The 18,694-nt window shown below is 67.6% G+C and carries 16 protein-coding genes and 1 other RNA gene; 14 read left to right on the top strand and 3 right to left on the bottom strand.

The window, feature by feature from the left end; translation table 11 throughout:
• Positions 1-116: 116 nt before the first annotated feature.
• An RNA gene (ffs, locus tag ACX12D_RS12215) (signal recognition particle sRNA small type) lies at positions 117-215 on the bottom strand.
• Positions 216-331: 116 nt separating this feature from the next.
• On the opposite strand from ffs, the gene ACX12D_RS12210 reads away from it, so the two are divergent.
• The 13 genes from ACX12D_RS12210 (at position 332) to ACX12D_RS12150 (ending at position 15,197) form a co-directional block, all read left to right on the top strand.
• Positions 332-2,842: an adenosylcobalamin-dependent ribonucleoside-diphosphate reductase gene (locus tag ACX12D_RS12210; RefSeq protein ID WP_459371315.1), complete on the top strand. Its 2,511-nt coding sequence runs from the start codon at positions 332-334 to the stop codon at positions 2,840-2,842.
• Between the two features lie 93 nt (positions 2,843-2,935).
• Positions 2,936-5,263 (top strand): DNA polymerase III subunit gamma/tau, encoded by a 2,328-nt coding sequence (locus ACX12D_RS12205; RefSeq protein WP_459371314.1) that lies wholly within the window; start codon positions 2,936-2,938, stop codon positions 5,261-5,263.
• Between the two features lie 82 nt (positions 5,264-5,345).
• Positions 5,346-5,678, top strand: a complete 333-nt coding sequence (locus ACX12D_RS12200; protein WP_006157727.1) for a YbaB/EbfC family nucleoid-associated protein — start codon at positions 5,346-5,348, stop codon at positions 5,676-5,678.
• A gap of 18 nt (positions 5,679-5,696) precedes the next feature.
• A complete protein-coding gene (locus tag ACX12D_RS12195; protein ID WP_459371313.1) occupies positions 5,697-6,014 on the top strand; it encodes an antibiotic biosynthesis monooxygenase family protein in 318 nt (105 codons plus the stop codon).
• The gene (recR, locus tag ACX12D_RS12190; RefSeq protein ID WP_459371312.1) at positions 6,011-6,625 is read left to right on the top strand and encodes a recombination mediator RecR; all 615 of its coding nucleotides are present in this window, start codon (positions 6,011-6,013) and stop codon (positions 6,623-6,625) included. The genes ACX12D_RS12195 and recR overlap by 4 nt, the downstream gene beginning before the upstream one ends.
• Positions 6,626-6,677: 52 nt before the next feature.
• On the top strand, positions 6,678-7,583 hold the full coding sequence (locus ACX12D_RS12185; RefSeq protein ID WP_043347514.1) for a LysR family transcriptional regulator: 906 nt from the start codon (positions 6,678-6,680) through the stop codon (positions 7,581-7,583).
• Between the two features lie 205 nt (positions 7,584-7,788).
• Positions 7,789-8,985, top strand: coding sequence for a CaiB/BaiF CoA transferase family protein (locus tag ACX12D_RS12180; RefSeq protein WP_174423317.1), 1,197 nt, complete (start codon positions 7,789-7,791; stop codon positions 8,983-8,985).
• Positions 8,982-9,950, top strand: a complete 969-nt coding sequence (locus ACX12D_RS12175) for a hydroxymethylglutaryl-CoA lyase (protein ID WP_459371311.1) — start codon at positions 8,982-8,984, stop codon at positions 9,948-9,950. The genes ACX12D_RS12180 and ACX12D_RS12175 overlap by 4 nt, the downstream gene beginning before the upstream one ends.
• 195 nt (positions 9,951-10,145) lie before the next feature.
• Positions 10,146-11,108 carry a Bug family tripartite tricarboxylate transporter substrate binding protein gene (locus ACX12D_RS12170; protein WP_441640362.1) on the top strand — a complete coding sequence of 321 codons (963 nt, stop codon included), beginning with the start codon at positions 10,146-10,148 and terminating at the stop codon, positions 11,106-11,108.
• Between the two features lie 231 nt (positions 11,109-11,339).
• Positions 11,340-12,386: an ABC transporter substrate-binding protein gene (locus ACX12D_RS12165; protein WP_150993111.1), complete on the top strand. Its 1,047-nt coding sequence runs from the start codon at positions 11,340-11,342 to the stop codon at positions 12,384-12,386.
• A gap of 198 nt (positions 12,387-12,584) precedes the next feature.
• Positions 12,585-13,397, top strand: a complete 813-nt coding sequence (locus ACX12D_RS12160) for an ABC transporter ATP-binding protein (protein ID WP_441640334.1) — start codon at positions 12,585-12,587, stop codon at positions 13,395-13,397.
• Positions 13,398-13,474: 77 nt separating this feature from the next.
• Positions 13,475-14,266 carry an ABC transporter permease gene (locus ACX12D_RS12155; protein ID WP_441640335.1) on the top strand — a complete coding sequence of 264 codons (792 nt, stop codon included), beginning with the start codon at positions 13,475-13,477 and terminating at the stop codon, positions 14,264-14,266.
• Positions 14,267-14,492: 226 nt separating this feature from the next.
• Positions 14,493-15,197: a hypothetical protein gene (locus ACX12D_RS12150; protein ID WP_459371310.1), complete on the top strand. Its 705-nt coding sequence runs from the start codon at positions 14,493-14,495 to the stop codon at positions 15,195-15,197.
• Here ACX12D_RS12150 and ACX12D_RS12145 read toward each other — a convergent pair.
• Both ACX12D_RS12145 and ACX12D_RS12140 read right to left on the bottom strand, forming a co-directional pair.
• Positions 15,194-16,633 (bottom strand): sensor histidine kinase N-terminal domain-containing protein, encoded by a 1,440-nt coding sequence (locus ACX12D_RS12145; protein WP_459371309.1) that lies wholly within the window; start codon positions 16,631-16,633, stop codon positions 15,194-15,196. The genes ACX12D_RS12150 and ACX12D_RS12145 overlap by 4 nt on opposite strands.
• Positions 16,630-17,328, bottom strand: coding sequence for a response regulator (locus ACX12D_RS12140; RefSeq protein ID WP_459371308.1), 699 nt, complete (start codon positions 17,326-17,328; stop codon positions 16,630-16,632). The genes ACX12D_RS12145 and ACX12D_RS12140 overlap by 4 nt, the downstream gene beginning before the upstream one ends.
• 262 nt (positions 17,329-17,590) lie before the next feature.
• On the opposite strand from ACX12D_RS12140, the gene ACX12D_RS12135 reads away from it, so the two are divergent.
• Positions 17,591-18,649, top strand: a complete 1,059-nt coding sequence (locus ACX12D_RS12135; RefSeq protein ID WP_441640339.1) for a porin — start codon at positions 17,591-17,593, stop codon at positions 18,647-18,649.
• The last annotated feature ends 45 nt before the right edge of the window (positions 18,650-18,694 follow it).

The following is an 18,694-nucleotide window of genomic DNA, read 5'->3' as shown; positions in this document are numbered from 1 at the left end:
GGCCTGATGCGCAGACTTGAAGAAAGCGCGATGATGCTAGGGGATGTTACTGCCGGACAACTGCGGCTGGATAACTGAGGCTGGATAGCTGCGGAATACAGCTAGGGGGATGTTAGGGGGACGAGCCTGACCCTCGGCACTGGCGGAAAACGGCTGTGGCTGCTTCGTTCCCGACCTGACCAGGTTGACCGCGCCACCATGCGAGGAGGCCCGTCCGGTCGGCATTGTAACCCAGAGCGTGCGGGTCCGGCGGTTTTCCGCGAAATTGATTGCGTAAATTGATTGAGTCGCTTGATTGAGCCATGCAACCCAGACACCTGCGAGATCCACGATGAATGCCAAAGACCAGTTGCTCCGCGCCACGCTGCCGCCCCAGGACGTCTCCACGGAAGTCCTGCTGGAGAAGTACGCCAAGGGTGAGGAGGCGAGCGCCGCCGAAGTGCGCCAGCGGGTGGCGCGCGCGCTGGCCGAGGCAGAGCCCGAGGCGCAGCGCGCGCAATGGGCTGAGCGCTTCCTGTGGGCGCAGGAGCAGGGCTTCGTGCCGGCCGGGCGCATCAACTCGGCGGCAGGCACGCGCATCGAGGCCACGCTGATCAACTGCTTCGTGCAGCCGGTGGGCGATTCCGTGTCGGAGGTGCGTGACGGCAAGCCGAGCATCTACGCCGCGGTGGCGCAGGCGGCGGAGACCATGCGGCGCGGCGGCGGCGTGGGCTACGACTTCTCCGCGATCCGCCCGGCCGGCGCGCTGGTGCGGGGCACGCACTCGCGCGCTTCGGGGCCGGTGTCGTTCATGAAGGTGTTCGATGCCTCCTGTGCCACGGTGGAATCTGCCGGTTCGCGCCGTGGCGCGCAGATGGGCGTGCTGCGCTGCGACCACCCGGATATCGAGACCTTCATCCACGCCAAGGACCGCGGCGACCTGACCAACTTCAATATCTCGATCGGCGTCAGTGATGACTTCATGCGCGCAGTCGAAGCCGATGGCGAGGTCGAGCTGGTGCACGAGGCCGAGCCCGCGGCGGAAACCATCGCCGCCGGCGCTTACCGGCGCGACGACGGCCAGTGGGCCTATCGCCGCGTGCCGGCGCGCCAGTTGTGGGATCAGGTGATGCAGGCTACCTACGATCATGCGGAGCCGGGCATCTTGTTTCTGTCGCACATCAACGACGACAACAATCTCTATTACTGCGAGCGCATCGAGGCCACCAATCCCTGCGCGGAGCAGCCGCTGCCGTCCTATGGCTGCTGCGACCTCGGCTCGATCGACCTGACCCGTTTCGTGCGCCAGCCCTTCGGCACGGGCAGCCGCTTTGATTTCGAAGCCTTCGCCGAGGTGGTGCGGCTGGCGGTGCGCATGCTCGACAACGTGCTCGACGTCACCTACTGGCCGTTGCCGGAGCAGCAGGCCGAGGCGCATGCCAAGCGGCGCATTGGCCTGGGCTTCCTCGGGCTGGGCAGCGCGCTGGTGATGCTGGGCATCCGCTATGACGCCGAGGCGGGGCGCGCGCTGGCCGCGCGCATCGCGCAGACCCTGCGCGACACTGCCTACCTGGCATCGGCCGGGCTGGCACGGGAGAAGGGCGCCTTCCCCCTCTTCAAGGCCGAGGCCTACCTGGCCAGCGGCTTCGCGCGGCGCCTGCCGCCGGCGGTGCGTGACGCCATCGGCCGCGACGGCATCCGCAACTCGCACCTGCTGTCGATCGCCCCGACCGGCACCATCACGCTGGCGTTCGCCGACAACGCGTCGAACGGCATCGAGCCCGCCTTCTCGTGGACCTACAACCGCAAGAAGCGCATGGCGGACGATAGCTACAAGGTGTTCGAGGTGGCGGATCATGCCTGGCGCCTTTATCGCCACCTCGGCGGCGACATGGCGCAGTTGCCTGACAGTTTTGTCACGGCGCTGCAGATGTCGGCGCTCGATCATATGAAGATGCTCGAGGCGGTCCAGCCCTATATCGACACCAGCATCAGCAAGACGGTGAACGTGCCGGAGGACTATCCATACGAGGCCTTCCGCAACCTTTACCTGGAAGCCTGGCGCGCCGGGCTGAAGGGGCTTGCCACCTACCGCCCCAATAGCGTGCTGGGCGCGGTGCTGTCGGTGACGCCGCCGCCGGCCGGCGCCCCGGCTGCACCCGCCACGGCCGCCGTGACGGACGACCCGCTGCGCAAGCCATTCGCGAGCCGTCCCGTGGGCGACCTCGAAGGGGTGACGTCCAAGGTCGAATACATGACCTATGAGGGACACAAGACGGTCTACCTGACGGTCAATTTCATGCGTGTCGCCGGCCAGCTCGACGGCAAGGCGGTGGCCGTGGAGCGTCCGGTGGAGTTTTTCATGCCGGCCGGGCAGCGCAACGACGGCCAGCAGTGGATCACGTCCACCATGCGGCTGCTGTCGATGGTGGCCCGCTCCGGGGGCTCGATCGCCAAGGCACTGGCCGACATGCGCAGCGTCGTATGGGATAAGGGCACGGTGCGCTATGGCACGCTGGTGCGCCAGGACGGCACCGAGGTGCCGCGCTTCCACGATTCCGAGGTGGCGGCGATCGGGTACGCCCTGCAGCGCATCCTGATCAAGCGGGGTTTCCTCGATGCGGAGGGCGTCCAAGTGCCGGTGGCGGCGCTTGCCGCCCGCCTGGCCGGGCTGGAAGGGCTCGGCGGGGGTGCCGTCGACAGTAGGGGCGCGTCCCCTGTAGCGGGTGGCGGCGGTACGCCGCCCGCCGGGTTGGGGCTGGGCTCGGGCAAGACTTGCCCGGAGTGCGGCGCCCATGCCCTGCACAAGGTCGATGGCTGCGCCAAGTGCGCCAACTGCGGGTATGTCGGGGAATGTGGCTAGGGGCCTGGGGCGCAGGGCAACGCACCTGGCCATCATGTGAAGCGGGCGTGAATCCCGCCTGAAGGACGGCTGCCTTTTGCTACAATCGCCGCCATGAGTTATCAAGTGCTAGCGCGCAAATGGCGCCCCCGGGATTTCACCACGCTGGTCGGCCAGGAGCACGTGGTCCGCGCGCTCACGCACGCGCTGGAACAACAGCGGCTGCACCATGCCTACCTGTTTACCGGCACGCGGGGCGTCGGCAAGACCACGTTGTCCCGGATTCTCGCCAAGGCGCTGAATTGCATCGGGCCAGACGGCACGGGTGACATCACCGCGCAGCCTTGCGGGGTGTGCAAGGCCTGCACCGAGATCGATAGCGGGCGTTTCGTCGACTATATCGAGATGGACGCGGCCTCCAACCGCGGCGTCGACGAAATGGCGTCACTGCTGGACAAGGCGGTGTACGCACCCACGGCGGGGCGCTTCAAGGTCTACATGATCGACGAAGTGCACATGCTGACCAACCACGCCTTCAACGCCATGCTGAAGACGCTGGAAGAGCCGCCGGCGCACGTCAAGTTCATCCTGGCTACCACCGACCCGCAGAAGATCCCGGTCACGGTGCTGTCGCGCTGCCTGCAGTTCAACCTCAAGCAGATGCCGCCGGGCCATATCGTCAGCCACCTCGACCACGTGCTGGGCGAGGAGGGCATCGTGCGCGAGCCCAACGCGCTGCGCCTGCTGGCCCAGGCCGCCCACGGCTCGATGCGCGACGCGCTGTCGCTGACCGACCAGGCCATCGCCTACAGCGCCGGCCAGGTGTCCGAAGCCGCCGTGCGCGGCATGCTGGGCGCGATCGATCAGAGCTACCTGGTGCAACTGCTGGATGCGCTGGCCGCCGAAGACGGCACCGCCATGCTGGCGGTGGCCGATGGCATGGCGGATCGCAGCCTGTCGTTCGCCGGTGCCCTGCAGGACCTGGCCTCGCTGCTGCACAAGATTGCGTTGGCGCAGGCGGTGCCCGCCTCGGTCCAGGAAGAGTGGCCGGAAGCCGCGGAAGTGCGCCGCTTCGCCGCCGCCTTCGATGCGCAGGAAGTGCAGCTGTTCTACCAGATCGCCAACCTTGGCCGCAGTGAATTGGCGCTGGCGCCCGACGAGTATGCGGGTTTCACCATGACGCTGCTGCGCATGCTGGCGTTCCGCCCGTCGGCCAGCCCCACACCTGCGGTGGCGCAGGGTGGCGGCCAACAGGTGCCGCGCGCACGCGGTGCCGCTGCGCCGGCGGCCCGGGTTGCGGCAGATGCGGCCGCCGCCAGCGCCGCCGTGGCGCCCGTTGCTCCGAGCCTGCGTGCAGCCGCGCCGAGGCCGGCCGCCGATCCCTCGCCAGTCCAGGCACAACAACCAGCGCCGGCTCCGATGCCGGCAGCACCGGCAAGGATGCTGAGCCCGGCTCCAGCATCCGTCGCTCCTGCAGCTGTCGAGCCGGCTGCCGCTCCCGCCGCCGGGGCACCGATGTCGCCGGCCCGTGCCGCGCTGGCCGCGGCGCGCCTGGCCTCCGCCGCGCGCGCAGGGGGCAGCCCGCGCATGCCGCCGCCTGCTGCCGCTCCCGCTGCGGCTGCGCCGGCCGCGCGCCCGCCCTCGGCCCAGCCCTTGCGTCCGCCTGGCCCACCCGCTGCGGTGTCGAGGCCAGCGGCCCCGATGCCTGCCGCCCAGGCCGCAGCCCCATCGCGCCGGGAGCCTGTGCCCGCGCGGCAAGCCGCCACGGATGCGCGCGATGTCCGCGATAGCGGCCCGAGCGACGACGTCCCGCCGTGGGAACACGCGGGCAGCAGCGACGTGCCGCCCTGGGAAGACCTCCCGCCCGACCTGCCCGTGATCGGGCCGTACGACAGCGATCCCGAGCCAATGCCCTCGCGCCAGGCGGCGCCCCGGCGCGAACCGGCCCCGCGCGCGGCGCCGCCTGCTCCCGCCGCGGTGCAAGCCGCGCCGGCCGAGCCGGTGGCCCCGGTGCGGCTCACGCCGCCTAAGCCGCCGGTGGCCGGCGAAGATGGCACGCCGCCGGTGTTCACCGGCGCGTGGCCGGCACTGGCTGCCAGCCTGCCGCTCAAGGGCCTTGCGCAGCAACTGGCCTACCAGAGCGAGCTTGTCCAGGTCGTGGGCCGCACCTTCCACCTGCGCGCGCCGGTGGCGCCCATTACCGAGGCCGGCGTCGTCGAACGCCTGCAGCAGACGCTGGCCGAGCACCTCGGCACCGAAGTGCGGGTGCAGTGCGAGATTGGCGCGGTGGCCGATACCGCCGCCGCCGCGGATGCGCAGGCTCGCGCCGAGCGCCAGCGCGAAGCCGAGGCCACCATCGAAGGGGATCCCTTCGTGCAGGGTTTGCTGCGCGAGTTTGGTGGCACGATCCTGGAGGGATCGATCCAGCCGCGCGCCGCCTGACCGCTTATTTTTGCCAGGCCGCCGGCGCCCAAGACGCGCGGCGGCCCGTAACTTCTATCCAAACGTTAATCAGGAGTACTCCATGATGAAGGGCCAACTGGCCGGGCTGATGAAGCAAGCCCAGCAGATGCAGGAAAACATGAAGAAGATGCAGGAGCAGCTTGCCCTGATCGAGGTCGAGGGCCAGTCCGGCGCCGGCCTGGTCAAGGTGGTGATGACCTGCAAGAACGACGTCAAGCGCGTCTCCATCGACCCCAGCCTGCTCGCCGAAGGCGAAGACAAGGAACTGCTGGAAGACCTGGTCGCCGCTGCGTTCAACGACGCCGTGCGCAAGGCCGAGGCCACCTCGCAGGAAAAGATGGGCTCGATGACCTCCGGCCTGCCGTTGCCCCCGGGCTTCAAGCTGCCGTTCTGAGCCTGGCACGGAGCCCGCATGATTCTCGAATCCGCAGTGCTGCCGGTGCGCCCCGGCCAGGAAGCCGCCTTTGAAGCGGCCTTCGGGCAGGCGCGTCATATCATCGCGGGCATGCCGGGCTTTCTTGGGCTTGAGTTGCATCGCGGCATCGAGCAGCCGTCGGAGTACCTGCTGACAGTGCGCTGGCGCACGCTGGAAGACCACACCGAGGGTTTTCGCGGCTCGCCCGAGTACCAGCAGTGGAGAGCCTTGCTGCATCATTTCTATGAGCCGTTTCCCACCGTGCTGCATCACTTGCCGGTGGTGAGCATGGCGGCGTCCGGGAGGCCGGCATGAAGGGCGCTCCCCCGACCTCGTTGCAGGCGCTGATCGAGGCGTTGCGGGTCTTGCCGGGCGTGGGGCCGAAGTCGGCCCAGCGCATGGCTTACCACCTGCTGCAGCACGACCGCGACGGTGCCCGCAAGCTGGGCGACGCCTTGCGCGGCGCGGCCGACGGCATCAAGCATTGCTCGCGCTGCAATACGTTCACCGAGCAGGAAATCTGCTCGACCTGCCTGGACGAGCGGCGCGACGCCTCGCTGCTGTGCGTGGTGGAGACGCCGTCCGACCAGATCATGATCGAGCAGACGCTGACCTATCGCGGCCAGTATTTTGTGCTGATGGGCCGGCTTTCTCCGCTCGACGGCATCGGCCCGCGCGAGATCCACCTGGACCGGTTGCTGGCGCGCGCCACCGACCCCGCCATGGGCGGCCCGGTGACCGAGGTGATCGTCGCCACCAATTTCACCAGCGAAGGCGAGGCCACGGCGCACTATGTTGGCGAGATGCTGAAAGCGCGCGGCCTCAAGGTGTCGCGCCTGGCGCGCGGCGTGCCGGTGGGCGGCGAGCTTGAATACGTCGATGCCGGCACCATTGCCCGCGCGGTGATGGACCGGCGCGCGGTGTAGCCGTGCCCGATCGCATTGCCATGCCCGGGTCCGTGCGCGGGGCCACAACCGCATGAATCTTGCCCGTTTCGACCTTGTCACGCTTGGCCTGTTCGTGGCCGTGGCCCGCCAGGGCAGCATTTCCGCCGGCGCGCGCCAGTCGCACCTGGCGGTGGCAGCGGCCAGCAAGCGCATTTCCGACCTGGAGGCCGCCGTTGGCGCGCCGCTGTTCTTTCGCCACGCGGCCGGGGTGCAGCTGACCGAGGCCGGGCAGGCCTGCTTCCACCATGCGCTGACCATCCTGCAGGACGTGGAGCGCATGGCCGGCGTGATGTCGGACTACGCCAGCGGCGTGCGCGGCCAGGTGCGCGTGTGCGCCAATACCTCGGCCATCACGCAGTTCCTGCCCGACGACCTGGCGACCTTCATGGCGCTGCATCCCACCATCCGCATCGAGCTCGAAGAGCAGAACAGCAGTGAGATCGTGGCCGCGCTGGTGGAAAACCGCGCGGACGTGGGCATTTTTGCCGACCGCACGCCCAGCGCGGGCCTGGTCACGGTGGAGTACCGGCAGGACGAACTGGTGCTGGTCACGCCGCCGGGCCATCCGCTGTCCGAGCGCGGGCCCGTGCGCTATGCGGACACGCTGGAATACGACTTCGTCAGCTTGCCGCAGGTCACCTCGCTGGCGGCCCGCTTGCTGGAGGAAAGCAGCCGCCTGGACCGGCCTTTCCGCCTGCGCATCCAGGTGCGCAGCTTCGACGCCATGTGCCGCATGGTGATGGCGGGGCTGGGCGTGGGCGTGCTGCCGCGCATCGCGGCCGAGCCGCACGTGCAGTCGATGGGTTTGTCGCTGGTGGGGCTGCAGGATGCGTGGGCCCGCCGCACGCTGCTGATCGGCATGCGTGACCCCGCGGGGCTGACGGTGTCGGCGCGGCTGCTCATCACCCATCTCTGCGGCGACCGCGCGCCGTTCTGACGCCCCAGGGCTTCAACGTGGCTCGTTCGGGGCTTTCGCGTTCCGAGAAGGCCCGCTTCTCCGAATGCCGATTCCGCCAGCCGCCCGGCTGGGGCACACTGCGTCGAAACAAGGCGTGCCGCCAGCCGCACTAGCCGCACTAGCCGCGGCGCTTCCCATCGGCACACGCCTGCTGCAACCCACACCGCACGGAGACACCCCCACCATGGCGCGACAGATCCTTGAAGGCATTCGGGTCCTCGAACTCGGGCAACTGATTGCCGGCCCCTTCGCCGCCAAGACCCTCGCCGATTTCGGCGCTCACGTGGTCAAGGTGGAGCCGCCCGGACAGGGCGACCCGCTGCGCAAATGGCGCATGCTTTACGAGGACACCTCCGTCTGGTGGGAAGCGCAATCGCGCAACAAGCAATCCATCTGCATCGACCTGCGCAATCCGGAAGGGCAGGCCGTGGTGCGCAAGCTGGCCGCCGAGGCCGACGTGCTGATCGAGAACTTCCGTCCCGGCACCATGGAAAAATGGGGCCTGGGCTATGAAGCGCTGCGCGCGGAAAACCCCGGCCTGATCATGGTGCGCGTGTCCGGCTACGGCCAGACGGGCCCGAAGAAGGACGAGCCGGGCTTTGCCGCGGTGGCCGAGGCCATGGGCGGCCTGCGCTACCTCACGGGCGAGCCGGGCCGTGCCCCGGTGCGCGCCGGCCTGTCGCTGGGCGACACCATCGCCGGGCTGCATGGCGCGCTTGGCGTGCTGCTGGCGCTGTACGAGCGCGATGCGCGCGGCGGCGAAGGGCAGGTGATCGACGTGGCGCTGTACGAGTCGCTGTTCAACCTGAGCGAAAGCCTGCTGCCGGAGTATTCGGCGTTTGGCGCCGTGCGCCAGCCGGCTGGCGGCGCCTTGCCCGGCATCGCGCCGTCCAACGCCTATCCCTGCGCCAGTGGCGAGTACGTGCTGGTGGCCGCCAACGGAGACGCCATCTTCAAGCGCCTGATGCACGCTATCGGCCGCGCCGACCTGGGCGACGACCCGGCGCTCGCGCGCAACGACGGCCGCGTGAAGCGCGTCGACGAGATCGATGCCGCCATCACCGCGTGGACCCGCACGCAAAGCGTGGAAGACGCGCTGGTGGTGCTCAAGCAGGCCGAAGTGCCATCCGGGCGCATCTACACCGTCAAGGACATCTCGGAAGACCCGCACTACCGTGCGCGCGGCGTGATCGAGAGCGTGACCGCGGCCAGCGGCCTGACTGTCGAAGTGCCGGGCATCATGCCCAAGCTCTCGGCCAGCCCGGGCGCCATCCACGACCGTGCGCCCACGCTGGGCGAACACACCGACAGCGTACTGGAGGCGGCCGGCTTCGACGCTGCCACCATCGCCGACATGCGCGCACGCGGGGTGGTGGCATGAGCGCGTCATGCATGCTGCGCGGCCCGGCCCGCATCGAGATCAACGAAGTCGCGCCGCGCGATGGCCTGCAGATCGAGCCGGCCGTGGTGCCCACTGACGCCAAGGTGGCCTTTCTGGATGCCTTGTCCGCCTGCGGCTTTGCCCGCATCGAAGCTACGTCATTTACCTCGGCCAAGGCCATCCCCGCATTGGCCGATGCCGAGGCGGTCATGCACCGCATGCGGCGCGGCGCGGGCGTGCGCTACACCGCGCTGGTGCCGAACCTGCGCGGCCTGGAGCGCGCGTTGTCGTGCCGGCCCGATGAGCTCAACCTGGTGATGTCGGCCAGCGAGACGCATAACCGCGCCAACCTGCGCATGACGCGCGCTCAATCGCAAGCGCAATTGCTGGCAATGATCGAGGCGGCCAACGCGGCGGGTGTGCCGGTCAATGTTTCTCTGTCCACCGTGTTCGGCTGCCCCTTCGAGGGCGAGGTCGATGCCGGTGCCGTGATGGCCCTGGCTGAGTCCTTCGCCCATGCTGGCGCGGCCGGCATCACGCTGTGCGACACCACCGGCATGGCGTATCCCACGCAGGTGGCCGCGCTGTGCGAGCGTTTCCAGCAAAGCTTGCCGCAGGCGGGCCTCACCATTCACCTGCATAACACCCGCGGCATGGGCCTGGCCAACGCGCTGGCCGCCTGGCAGGCGGGCGTGACCCGCTTCGACGCCGCCGCCGGCGGTCTCGGTGGTTGTCCCTTTGCGCCCGGCGCCAGCGGCAACGTCAGCACCGAGGAACTGGTGCATATGTTCGATGCCATGGGCGTGGACACCGGCGTGGACCTGGCGCGCCTGCTCGACGTGGTGGCTGGCTTGCCCGCACTGGTCCAGCGTGACACCGCCAGCCAGTTGCTGCGCGCCGGCACGCGCCTGCGCACGCACCAGCCGCCGGCCTGGCTGGCCGGGCATTTCGCCGGGCAGGGTTGACACCGGGGCCGACACCGGGCCCGCCCACAAGAATCCCGAACGACGGGTGCGCACCGCACGGCGAGGGCCGGCGGGCGCTGATCAAAAAACCAAGATCAACAAGCACCAAGCAGGAGACACTCCATGCCTCGCAATCCGGCATTTGCCATCGCACGTCCCCAATCTTCCCTGTGCGCATCCGGCGCGCGCCGCAAGATGCTTGCCGCCGTGGCGCTGGCTGCCGCCGGCCTGGCCGGCACGGCCGCATGGGCGCAGGACGGCGCCTACCCGACGCGTCCGGTCACGCTGGTGGTGTCCGCCGCCGCGGGCGGCACCACCGACCTGGCCGCGCGCATGATCGCCGAGCCCCTGTCCAAGGCCCTCGGCCAGCCGGTGGTAGTGGACAACCGCCCCGGCGGCTCGGGCGGCATTGCCGCGCAGACGGTGGCGCGCGCCAAGCCGGACGGCTACACCCTGATGGTGCAGTACTCGGGCTACCAGGTCATCTCGCCGCTGCTGATGAAGAACGCGTGGGACCCGGTGAAAGATTTCTCCCCGGTCGCCAACATCCTGTCGGCGCCGCAAGTACTGGTGGTGCGCCCGAGCCTGCCGGTGAAGACGCTCAAGGAACTGGTGGCCTATGCCAAGGCCAACCCCAACAAGCTCAACTACGCGTCGTCGGGCAACGGCTCGCTGCAGCATGTTTCCACCGAGTTGCTGAACCAGATGGCCGGCATCCAGATCACCCATGTCCCATACAAAGGCACTGGCCCGGCCATGACCGACCTGCTGGGCGGCTCGGTGGATCTCACTATCACCACGCCGCCGCCCCTGATGGGGCATATCGCGGGCGGCAAGCTGCGCGCGCTGGTGGTCACCAGCAAGCAGCGCCTGCCCAGCCTGAAGGACGTGCCCTCCGCACCGGAAGCGGGCTACCCCGATCTCGATGTGTCGTCCTGGTTCGCCATGTACGCGCCGGCCGGCACGCCCAAGCCGATCATCGACAAGCTCGCCGGCGAGATCGAGCGCATCATGCAGACCGAGGCCTTCCGCAAGAAGGCGGAGGAGCTCGGCGCCGAGGCGAAGTTCATGGGCCCGCAGCAACTCGCGACCTATCAGCGCAACGAGCTGGTCCGCTGGGCCAAGGTCATCAAGGCGGCCGATATCCACGCGGAATGATGCCTGCGCCCGGGGCCGGCAGTAAGCCGGCCGAAAGGCGCACCCTGTATCTTCGATGCCCACACGCTGGCGCGGATGCCGGCGTGGCATAGGTGTTGATCCCGATGCGGCGCTCTGCGGCATCGGCTAGCATCGCAACTTGCCGCTACGCGGCACTACGCATGCCGTGGCACACGTGGCATGCATCAGCGCGAGAGCCGCAGTTGACGGGTAATCAGGTAGGAGAGAGAAATGTATAACAAGAAATTCTGGAAGCAGGCGCTGCTCGCGCTGGCGCTGTTCCTTGCGGGCTGGTTCACGTTTGGCGGCTACGCCCAGGCACAGGGCAAGCCCGAGAAGACCAAGGTCACCATCGCCGTAGGCGGCAAGAACCTGTTCTACTACCTGCCGCTGACCATTGCCGAGCGCCTCGGCTACTTCAAGGATGAAGGGCTCGACGTCGAGATCGTCGACTTCGCCGGCGGCGCCAAGGCGCTGCAGGCCGTGGTGGGCGGCAGCGCCGATGTGGTTTCCGGCGCCTACGAGCACACCATCAACCTGCAGGCCAAGGGCCAGCAGTACCAGGAATTCGTGCTGCAGGGCCGCGCCCCGCAGATCGTGCTGGTGGTCTCCAACAAGACCATGCCCAACTTCAAGTCGGTGGCCGACCTCAAGGGCAAGAAGATCGGCGTGACCGCGCCGGGATCCTCCACCAACATGATGGCCAACTTCGTGCTGGCAAAAGCCGGCCTGAAGGCATCGGACGTTTCCTTCATCGGTGTCGGCGCCAGCGCTGGCGCGGTGGCGGCCATGCGCTCCGGCCAGATCGACGCGATGGCCAACCTCGATCCTGTCGTGTCGATGCTGACCCAGAAGAACGAAGTGCACATCGCCTCTGACACCCGCACGCTCAAGGACACCCAGGCTGTCTTCGGTGGCAATATGCCGTCGGGTTGCCTGTACGCGTCCACCGCCTTTATCCAGCAGAACCCGAACACCACGCAGGCCATGACCAACGCCATGGTGCGCGCGCTCAAGTGGCTGCAGAAGGCTGGCCCGTCGGACATCGTCAAGACCGTGCCGGAAAGCTACCTGCTGGGCGACCGCGCGCTGTACCTGTCCGCCTGGGAAAAGGTCAAGGAAGCCATCTCGCCGGACGGCACCATGCCGGCCGACGGTCCCAAGACCGCGCTCAACACGCTGCAACAGTTCGATCCGGACCTGAAGGGCAAGACCATCAAGCTGGAGAACACCTTCACCAACACCTTCGTGCAGAAGGCGAACGCCAAGTACAAGTAAGGCATCGCCTGCGCCCAGGGTGCCGGCGGCCCGCTGCGTGCAGCGGGCCTTTGCATTGGCGCATACCGATGCCATCCATGGCATCCGGTGCGCCGTCCTGAACCTGCTTTCCACGTCATTACTATCGCGCGGAGCCGCGGTGCCTGCATCCATCGCACCCGTTGCGTCATTCAGCACCGTATCCGCCAAGAGCCTGCCATGAGCACTCCCGCACTTTCCCTCGACAACGTCACCTGCACCTTCGTCTCCCGCGACGATCGCAGCCAGCGCTATACCGCCGTCAAGGAGACCACCCTGGACATCCAGCCCGGCGAGTTCGTCTCCGTGGTGGGGCCGACCGGCTGCGGCAAGTCCACCTTGCTGAATGTGGGGGCCGGCTTGCTGCAGCCTTCGATCGGCGAGGTACGGGTGTTCGGCGAGCCGCTGCGCGGCATCAACGCCCGCGCCGGCTACATGTTCCAGGCCGAGGCGCTGATGCCGTGGCGCAGCGCGCTCGACAACGTCATTGCCGGGCTTGAGTTCCGCGGCATGGCGCGTGCCGAAGCGCAGCAGGAGGGCGAGGCCTGGCTGCGCCGCGTCGGCCTGGGCGGGTTTGGCGACCGCTACCCGCACCAGCTCTCCGGCGGCATGCGCAAGCGCGTGAGCCTGGCCCAGACGCTGATACTGGATCCGGACATCATCCTGATGGACGAGCCGTTCTCCGCGCTCGACATCCAGACCCGCCAGCTGATGGAAAACGAGGTGCTGGAGCTGTGGGCGGCCAAGCGCAAGGCAGTGCTGTTCATCACCCACGATCTTGACGAGGCCATCGCCATGAGCGACCGCGTGGTGGTGCTGTCGGCAGGTCCCGGCACGCACCCGATCGGCGAGTTCGCCATCGACCTGCCGCGTCCGCGCGACGTGGCCGAGATCCGCAACCATCCTCGCTTCATCGAGCTGCACGCGGCCATCTGGGACGTGCTGCGCGAGGAAGTGCTCAAGGGCTACGCGCAGCAGCGCAAAGTGGCCTGAGACGGCCTGGCGCGCTTCGTTCCCATTCAATCCGGTCTGATCAATCCAGTCTGATTTCAATTCGAGTTTCGATTCCCATGGCTTTCCGTCCCGACTCCAAGGGCATGCTGCGATTCTGGCAGCTGCTCGTCCTCGTTGTGATCCTCGGCGCCTGGCATGCCGCCACGCGCTCGCAGCAGGTTGCCTTCTTCTTCGGTGAGCCACTGATGGTGGCCCAGCGCATCTGGAACTGGTTCGTCATCGAGCGCGACATTTACGTCCACCTCGGCGTGACCTTGATCGAGACGCTGCTGGCCTTTGGCATCGGCACGGCCGCGGGCCTCGGCGTTGGCCTGTGGCTGGCGCTCAGCCCGCTCACCTCGGCCATCCTCGATCCCTATATCAAGGCGATGAACTCGATGCCGCGCGTGATCCTGGCGCCGATCTTCGCCGTCTGGTTTGGCCTTGGCATCTGGTCCAAGGTAGCGCTGGCGGTGACGCTGGTGTTCTTCATCGTGTTCTTCAACGTCTACCAGGGCGTCAAGGAAGTCAGCCCCGTGGTGCTGGCCAATGTGCGCATGCTGGGCGCCAACCGCAAGCAGCTGCTGCGCCATGTCTATCTGCCGAGCGCGACCAGCTGGGTGTTTTCCTCGTTGCATACGTCAGTCGGCCTGGCCTTCGTGGGCGCGGTGGTGGGCGAGTACCTGGGCTCGGCGCGCGGCGTCGGCTACCTGATCCTGCAGGCCGAGGGCACCTTCGACATCAACACCGTGTTCGCGGGCATCGTGGTGCTCACCGCGGCGGCGCTGATGCTGGATACGCTGGTCGGCAACGTGGAGAAGCGGCTGATGAAGTGGCAGCCCAAGAGCGGAGAGACCGAGCGGCTGTAAGCCAGCCCTCGGGCCGGCGTTTGGGCGATGGCGAGAGTGAGGCGGGACGTGGTGGAGGTTGGTAATAATTTATTGTTTTACAATAAAATGTGTTTGTAAAACAATCATTTCCACATAAAATCACGGCCTGCTCACCGTCACCGGAGTCGCCATGCATCTGCCTGTTTTCTCACGCATCGTCCGCATCGTCTACATCGTCCGTATCAGCCGGCGCTAAGCCAGCGTGATGCCCAATGCTGACCGCGGCGCGCACGCCATGCGCCGCCGGCAGTGGTTGATCGTGGTGGCGCTGGTGCTGGTGGCGCATGGGCTCGTGCTGGGTCCGGTGCCCTGGCCGGCACGGCAGGCCTCGCTCTCGTTGCCACGGCCTGGCGAGGGGGACCAGCGGGCCATGCAGTGGGTGGCAGTGTTGCCGTTCGCCAGGTTGCCTACGCCCGCTGCCACCGCCAGGCCCGCTGCATCCTCCAGCAAGCCGCAGGCCTTGTCCGCGTCTCGGCCTGAGCGCGTGTCCGCCGGGCAGTCCGGCCGGGAGCCAGTCGCGGCGATGGCTTTGCCGCCCGGGGCGGGCGTACCTTACAACAGTTCGAGCGCGGCCAGCGTGCCCATGCTGCCGCTGGCACCGATGCGCTCCGCAGATCCGGCATCTGCCACCGGTGATGCGCGGGACAATATCGCCCGCAGTCGTCAGCGGGGCGAGGCCGTCTTCGAGCGCGCCGCCTCTGACGCGGTGGCCTCGCCTGCGCAGCGGCTTGCCGCGGGCATGGCCGCGGCCGCGCAGGGCGAAGCCCTTGTCGAGTCGCAGGCGGGCACGAACCGCACTGCGCGCGTGCGCGGCGCCGCAGGAACTTACTGCTTGCGCATGAAGGACCCAAGCCTGAAGGTCGATCCGTTTCGGCAGGAGCTGGCACTGCCGGCCAATTGCCCGCCTTAGCGGTCCCGCCAGATTTGGTGCGATGCGAGCCCGGCCCCGGCGCCCGCCACCGCGGTCACCGCGAAGCGCACGCTGACGGTCAGGCCGCCGCCGGGGGTGTCCTCGAGCGCCACCGTGGCGCCATGAGCGCGCGCGATCTGGCGCACGATCGGCAGGCCCAGGCCGCTGCCAGCCTGCCCCAGGGTGGATTCGCCGCGATAGAAGCGCTGGAATACCTTGTCGCGCTCGTCGCCAGCAACGCCCGGGCCGCTATCCACCACTTGCAGCAACGGCTGGTTCTCCGGACCCAGCACGCGGACGGTCACCTGTGCTCCGGCGCCGCCGTAGCGGATCGCGTTATCCACGAGGTTGCTGGCCAACTCCTGCAGCAGTTCCGCTTGCCCCAGCACTTGTACCGGCGCATCGGCTTCGAAGCCCAGGTCGACCTGGGCGGCGCGCGCCACCGGTGCCCATTCGAGCGCCACGTCCCTGGCCAGCGTATCGAGGCGCAAGGGCAGCAATGCCGGCGCGTAGCCACTATCCGGTTCCAGGCGCGATAGCGAGAGCAGTTGCTGCACGCCCTTGGCGGCGTGGCGCACGGTATCGTGCAGCGGCCGCAGGTGGCGAAGGATGCGGTCGCCATCACGCTCGCGCAGCGCCAGTTCTGACTGCGCCTGCATGATGGCCAGCGGGGTCTTCAACTGGTGGGCGGCATCGTCAAAGAAGCGCTTGCGCGCCCGCAACATGCGGTGCAGGCGCGCGACGTATTGGTTGATCGCCTCGACCAGAGGCTTCATTTCGGCAGGCAGGTCCTTTTGCTCCAGCGGCGCCAGGTCGTCGGCGCCACGTTCGGCCACCGTGGCGCTGAGCCGGTGCAGCGGGCGCAGGCCGCGCCGCACGCCGAACCACACGATGCCCAGCGCCAGCGTGACCAGTATCATTTCCTGTTGCAGCGACCCGGCCAGGATCTCGTGCGCCAGCGACTGGCGCGGCTCGATGGTCTCGCCGACCAGCACCCAGACCAGCCGCGCCTGCCCCGACGGCATGTCGCGCACCGGCAGCGGCTGCGCTGCCATGCGCACTGGCTCGCCGCGGAAAACGGCGTCGTAGAAGACGGTCTTGTAGAGCGGCTGCTTCGGCGCGGCCGGCATCGGCAGGTCGTCGTAGCCGGTCAGCGTGGCGCCGTGCTCGTCGCGAATCACGTAGTAGATCCGGCTGCCGGCCTCGGACTCGAAGATCTCCAGCGCCAGGTAAGGCACGTCGATGGCGAAGCGGCCCTCATGCAGGCGGATGCCTTCGCGCATCGATTTGAGCGAGGCTTCCAGCGTGCGGTCGAACGCCACGTGGGCCGCGTCCATCGCGCGGTGATAGGTCATCCATGCGTCCATTGCCAGCAGGGCCAGCAACGGCAGCAGCAGCCAGAGCGACAGCTGCAGGCGCAGGCTCGGGACTCTCATCGGGCGGCGGGCGTGGCCACGTTTGCTTGCGGGGAGGCATCGAGCAGGTAGCCCAGCCCGCGCAGGGTCACGATGGCCACGCCGCTGCCTTCGAGCTTCTTGCGCAGGCGATGCACGTAGATTTCAATGGCGTCCGGGTTGACCGATTCGTCGATGCCGAAAATCTTCTCCGACATGGCTTCCTTGTTGACGGCGCGTCCGTCGCGCAGCATCAGCACCTCGAGCACGGCGCGCTCCCGCCGGGTCAGCGCGAGGGGCTCGCCGCCCAGCACGAAGGCGCGGCTGATGCCGTCATAGCACAGCGGGCCGCATTGCAATTGCGTGCTCTCGTGACCAAAGCTGCGGCGTATCAGCGCGCGTGCGCGGGCCTCTAGTTCCGACAGGTCGAACGGCTTGGACAGGTAGTCGTCCGCACCCAGGTTGAGCCCCTTCACGCGATCCTCGACCGAGCCGTGCGCGGTCAGGATCAGCACGGGCATGGCATTGCGCCGTTGCCGCAGGCGCCGCAGCACCTCCAGGCCATCGAGCTTAGGCAGGCCCAGGTCGAGGATGACCAGCGCGTAGTCCTGGGTCGAGAGCAGGTGATCGGCCGCGCGGCCATCGTGCATGCAGTCCACGGCGAAGCCCGCCTGGCTGAGCGCCTCGACCAGGGCATTCGCCAGCATCACATTATCTTCAACGAGCAGGATTCGCATTCTCTTGGCGGGGCGGGGCGCCCGGGTGAAATCGGTAAAAGCGGGGGGGCGCCGCAACGGCGGCTGCGCTGAGGAATACAGGTATCCGGCCCGACTTTGAAGCTAGGGAAACTCCCGACTCCGAATGCCGCGCGGCGATGAAATCCGTCGAATTTCGAAAGCGAACTGAAAGTGCACCTGCCATACCATGCGTGCCATCCCGGGGGGGCTGCCCGGATATCACCACAAGAATCACAAATCACAAATCACAAGAGGAGACAGCATGAAGCTGAAATCGATCGCGCTGGCAGCAGTCGGCATGAGCCTGGCCGGTGGCGCCGCGGCGCAATCCAGCGTGACCCTGTACGGCATCATGGATGCCGGCATCGAATATGCCAGCCATGCCGGCCCGAACGGCTCGGTGCTCAAGATGACCTCGGGCGGCAAGAACACGTCGCGTTGGGGCATGCGCGGCAGCGAGGACCTTGGCGGTGGGCTCAAGGCACTGTTCCAGCTGGAGAGCGGCATCGCCATCGATACAGGCCGGCTGGATTCCGATGGCACGCTGTTCGATCGCCGCGCCATCGTTGGCTTGTCCAGCAAGTATGGCCAAGTGGTGCTGGGCCGCACCTTCACCACCACCTACGATTTCATGCTGCCGTTCGACCCGATGGGCTATGCGCCGAATTATTCGTGGGCGACCTCGGCGACCGCTACCGGCGACCGCAAGGATGGCCTGTTCTCGCGCGCGTCCAACGCGATCCGCTACGACGGCACCTTTGGCGGCGTGAAGCTGGGTGCCACGGTGGCGCTGGGCGAAGTGGCCGGCAGCTTCAAGAGCTCGTCCAAGTACGATCTCGGCGTGGGCTACAGCGCGGGCGGCTTTGCCGCGGCCGCTACCTGGGACCGCCAGAACGGTGCGGGCACCAGCACCACGCCCGCCGATGTCACGAATTACATTCAGGGCATCCACGCTGGCGCCAGCTATGACTTCGGCGACCTGAAGCTTTACGCGGGCTACCGCAACTACAAGCGGACCTTCACCACGGCGGCCGCGTCTCACCGCAGCGATATGTACTGGGGCGGCGCGTCATATGACTTCACGCCTGCGTTCACGTTGTATGGCGCGGTCTACAAGCAGAATATCAAGGGCGGCAGCGATGCCGATCCGATCCTGTTCTCGATGCGCGCCCAGTATGCGCTGTCAAAGCGCACCACGGCCTACCTGTCGGGTGGCTATGCCAAGGCGCGCAACGGGCAGAACGTGAGCTTGTCCCGGGACTTCATCGGCTATGCAAACAACCAGGTGGGCGTGACCGCCGGCTTGCAGCATCGCTTCTGAAGGGGGCAGTGATGGCTGCGTAAAACGCCGCTGAGCAAGAAAAAA

The sequence above is a fragment of the Cupriavidus sp. PET2-C1 genome (assembly GCF_054515855.1).
The sequence above is the reverse complement of the archived record's forward strand: the minus strand, read 5'-3'. Positions and strand labels throughout refer to the sequence as shown.

Coding starts and splice junctions, on each gene's coding strand:
- ACX12D_RS12205 (WP_459371314.1), top strand. CDS start 2,936: ATGAGTTATCAAGTGCTAGCGCGCAAATGGCGCCCCCGGGATTTCACC.
- ACX12D_RS12140 (WP_459371308.1), bottom strand. CDS start 17,328: ATGCGAATCCTGCTCGTTGAAGATAATGTGATGCTGGCGAATGCCCTG.
- ACX12D_RS12195 (WP_459371313.1), top strand. CDS start 5,697: ATGATTCTCGAATCCGCAGTGCTGCCGGTGCGCCCCGGCCAGGAAGCC.
- ACX12D_RS12175 (WP_459371311.1), top strand. CDS start 8,982: ATGAGCGCGTCATGCATGCTGCGCGGCCCGGCCCGCATCGAGATCAAC.
- ACX12D_RS12170 (WP_441640362.1), top strand. CDS start 10,146: ATGCTTGCCGCCGTGGCGCTGGCTGCCGCCGGCCTGGCCGGCACGGCC.
- ACX12D_RS12200 (WP_006157727.1), top strand. CDS start 5,346: ATGATGAAGGGCCAACTGGCCGGGCTGATGAAGCAAGCCCAGCAGATG.
- ACX12D_RS12145 (WP_459371309.1), bottom strand. CDS start 16,633: ATGAGAGTCCCGAGCCTGCGCCTGCAGCTGTCGCTCTGGCTGCTGCTG.
- ACX12D_RS12155 (WP_441640335.1), top strand. CDS start 13,475: ATGGCTTTCCGTCCCGACTCCAAGGGCATGCTGCGATTCTGGCAGCTG.
- ACX12D_RS12210 (WP_459371315.1), top strand. CDS start 332: ATGAATGCCAAAGACCAGTTGCTCCGCGCCACGCTGCCGCCCCAGGAC.
- ACX12D_RS12160 (WP_441640334.1), top strand. CDS start 12,585: ATGAGCACTCCCGCACTTTCCCTCGACAACGTCACCTGCACCTTCGTC.
- ACX12D_RS12135 (WP_441640339.1), top strand. CDS start 17,591: ATGAAGCTGAAATCGATCGCGCTGGCAGCAGTCGGCATGAGCCTGGCC.
- ACX12D_RS12185 (WP_043347514.1), top strand. CDS start 6,678: ATGAATCTTGCCCGTTTCGACCTTGTCACGCTTGGCCTGTTCGTGGCC.
- ACX12D_RS12150 (WP_459371310.1), top strand. CDS start 14,493: ATGCCCAATGCTGACCGCGGCGCGCACGCCATGCGCCGCCGGCAGTGG.
- recR (WP_459371312.1), top strand. CDS start 6,011: ATGAAGGGCGCTCCCCCGACCTCGTTGCAGGCGCTGATCGAGGCGTTG.
- ACX12D_RS12165 (WP_150993111.1), top strand. CDS start 11,340: ATGTATAACAAGAAATTCTGGAAGCAGGCGCTGCTCGCGCTGGCGCTG.
- ACX12D_RS12180 (WP_174423317.1), top strand. CDS start 7,789: ATGGCGCGACAGATCCTTGAAGGCATTCGGGTCCTCGAACTCGGGCAA.